Raw genomic sequence first — 3,197 nt, forward strand, 5'->3', positions numbered from 1 at the left:
AACTCGTACCTTGAAAACTGGATACTAAGAAATAATGAATTAAAGAAACACCGAAAACTGCGCGACAAGTCAATTTATTGACATTTGTCAAGGTTAAGTTATAAAGGGCGCACGGTGGATGCCTAGGCACTAGGAGCCGATGAAGGACGTAACTAACAACGATATGCCTCGGGGAGCTGTAAGTAAGCTTTGATCCGGGGATTTCCGAATGGGGGAACCCAATCATCGTAATGGATGATTACTTGTATGTGAATACATAGCATATTAAGAGGAAGACGCAATGAACTGAAACATCTAAGTAATTGCAGGAAGAGAAAGAAAATTCGATTCCCTGAGTAGCGGCGAGCGAAACGGGAAGAGCCCAAACTAAAGAGCTTGCTCTTTAGGGTTGTAGGACTGGCGATATGAGAAAAAAAGTAAGTATAGCTGAACAACTTGGAAAAGTTGGCCAAAGAGAGTGAAAGCCTCGTAAGCGAAATGCGAACTACTCTAGCCGGGATCCTGAGTACGGCGGGACACGAGAAACCCCGTCGGAATCTGGGAGGACCATCTCCCAAGGCTAAATACTCCCTAGTGACCGATAGTGAACCAGTACCGTGAGGGAAAGGTGAAAAGAACCCCGGAAGGGGAGTGAAATAGATCCTGAAACCGTGTGCCTACAAGTAGTCAAAGCCCGTTAAGGGGTGATGGCGTGCCTTTTGTAGAATGAACCGGCGAGTTACGTTTATATGCGAGGTTAAGCAGAAAATGCGGAGCCGTAGCGAAAGCGAGTCTGAATAGGGCGCTTTAGTATGTAGATGTAGACCCGAAACCAAGTGACCTACCCATGTCCAGGCTGAAAGTGTGGTAAAACACACCGGAGGGCCGAACCCATGTATGTTGAAAAATGCTGGGATGAGGTGTGGGTAGCGGTGAAATTCCAAACGAACTTGGAGATAGCTGGTTCTCTCCGAAATAGCTTTAGGGTTAGCCTCGGGGAATAGGATTATGGAGGTAGAGCACTGTTTGGACTAGGGGCCCGTCTTGGGTTACTGAATTCAGATAAACTCCGAATACCATCAATCTATACCCGGGAGTCAGACGATGAGTGATAAGATCCACCGTCGAAAGGGAAACAGCCCAGATCACCAGTTAAGGTCCCAAAATTCATGCTAAGTGGAAAAGGATGTGGAAACGCATAGACAACTAGGATGTTGGCTTAGAAGCAGCCATTCATTCAAAGAGTGCGTAATAGCTCACTAGTCGAGTGATTCTGCGCCGAAAATGTACCGGGGCTAAGCATGATACCGAAACTGTGGATGCATCGTAAGATGCGTGGTAGGAGAGCGTTGTAAGAGCATTGAAGCTGTACCGTAAGGAGCAGTGGAGTTCTTAGAAGTGAGAATGCCGGTATGAGTAGCGAAAGATCAGTGAGAATCTGATCGGCCGAAAGACTAAGGTTTCCTGGGGAAGGCTCGTCCTCCCAGGGTTAGTCGGGGCCTAAGATGAGACCGAGAGGTGTAATCGATGGATAACGGGTTGATATTCCCGTACTAGTTTATTTTGTTTGAACGATGGAAGGACGCAGGAGGATGATGTGTGCACACAGCTGGAAAAGTGTGTTCAAGCAACAAGTCTTGGTAAGAGTCAAATGCTTTTACCTTTAAGGACAAGTTGTGATGAGGAGCGAAATTTAAGTAGCGAAGCACAGTAACTCACACTGCCGAGAAAAGTTTCTAGTTAGAAATAAACTACCCGTACCGCAAACCGACACAGGTAGTCGAGGAGAGAATCCTAAGGTCAGCGAGTGAACTCTCGTTAAGGAACTCGGCAAAATGACCCCGTAACTTCGGGAGAAGGGGTGCTGGTGTAACAGCCAGCCGCAGTGAATAGGCCCAAACAACTGTTTATCAAAAACACAGGTCTATGCTAAATCGTAAGATGACGTATATGGGCTGACGCCTGCCCGGTGCTGGAAGGTTAAGAGGATCAGTTAGCGTAAGCGAAGCTGAGAATTGAAGCCCCAGTAAACGGCGGCCGTAACTATAACGGTCCTAAGGTAGCGAAATTCCTTGTCGGGTAAGTTCCGACCCGCACGAAAGGCGTAATGATTTGGGCACTGTCTCAACGAGAGACTCGGTGAAATTATAATACCCGTGAAGATGCGGGTTACCCGCGACAGGACGGAAAGACCCCATGGAGCTTTACTGTAGCTTGATATTGAGTTTTTGTGTGACATGTACAGGATAGGTAGGAGCCGTTGAAATCGGAACGCTAGTTTCGATTGAGGCATTGGTGGGATACTACCCTTGTTATATGAAAACTCTAACCTACACCACTTAGCGTGGTGAGGGACAGTGTCTGGTGGGCAGTTTGACTGGGGCGGTCGCCTCCTAAAATGTAACGGAGGCGCTCAAAGGTTCTCTCAGAATGGTTGGAAATCATTCATAGAGTGTAAAGGCACAAGAGAGCTTGACTGCGAGACTGACAAGTCGAGCAGGGACGAAAGTCGGACTTAGTGATCCGGTGGTACCATATGGAAGGGCCATCGCTCAACGGATAAAAGCTACCCTGGGGATAACAGGCTTATCTCCCCCAAGAGTTCACATCGACGGGGAGGTTTGGCACCTCGATGTCGGCTCATCGCATCCTGGGGCTGTAGTCGGTCCCAAGGGTTGGGCTGTTCGCCCATTAAAGCGGTACGCGAGCTGGGTTCAGAACGTCGTGAGACAGTTCGGTCCCTATCCGTCGCGGGCGTAGGAAATTTGAGAGGAGCTGTCCTTAGTACGAGAGGACCGGGATGGACATACCTCTGGTGTACCAGTTGTGCCGCCAGGCGCATCGCTGGGTAGCTACGTATGGAAGGGATAAACGCTGAAAGCATCTAAGTGTGAAGCCCCCCTCGAGATGAGATTTCCCATTCCTTTATGGAAGTAAGATCCGTTAGAGATTATGACGTAGATAGGCTGCGGGTGGAAGTGTAGCGATACATGGAGCTGAGCAGTACTAATAGATCGAGGACTTAACCGAGTAAGTGGTTTGAAGTGTTTTAATTAATTCATTTGATTAGTATCTAGTTTTGAAGGTACGAGTAAGAATAGTGTGGTGGCGATGGCAAGAAGGATACACCTGTTCCCATGCCGAACACAGAAGTTAAGCTTCTTCACGCCGAAAGTAGTTGGTGGGAAACTACCCGCGAGGATAGGAAGCTGCCACGC

At 48.2% G+C, this 3,197-nt stretch carries 2 rRNA genes; both read left to right on the forward strand.

From position 1 onward, the window contains the following. Nucleotides 1-91 precede the first annotated feature (91 nt). Nucleotides 92-3,009 (forward strand): 23S ribosomal RNA (locus tag EKM68_RS13455). 71 nt (nucleotides 3,010-3,080) lie between these two features. Beyond that, nucleotides 3,081-3,197 (forward strand): 5S ribosomal RNA (rrf, locus tag EKM68_RS13460).

The organism is Companilactobacillus jidongensis, from assembly GCF_003946575.1.
Taxonomy (GTDB): Bacteria; Bacillota; Bacilli; order Lactobacillales; family Lactobacillaceae; genus Companilactobacillus; species Companilactobacillus jidongensis.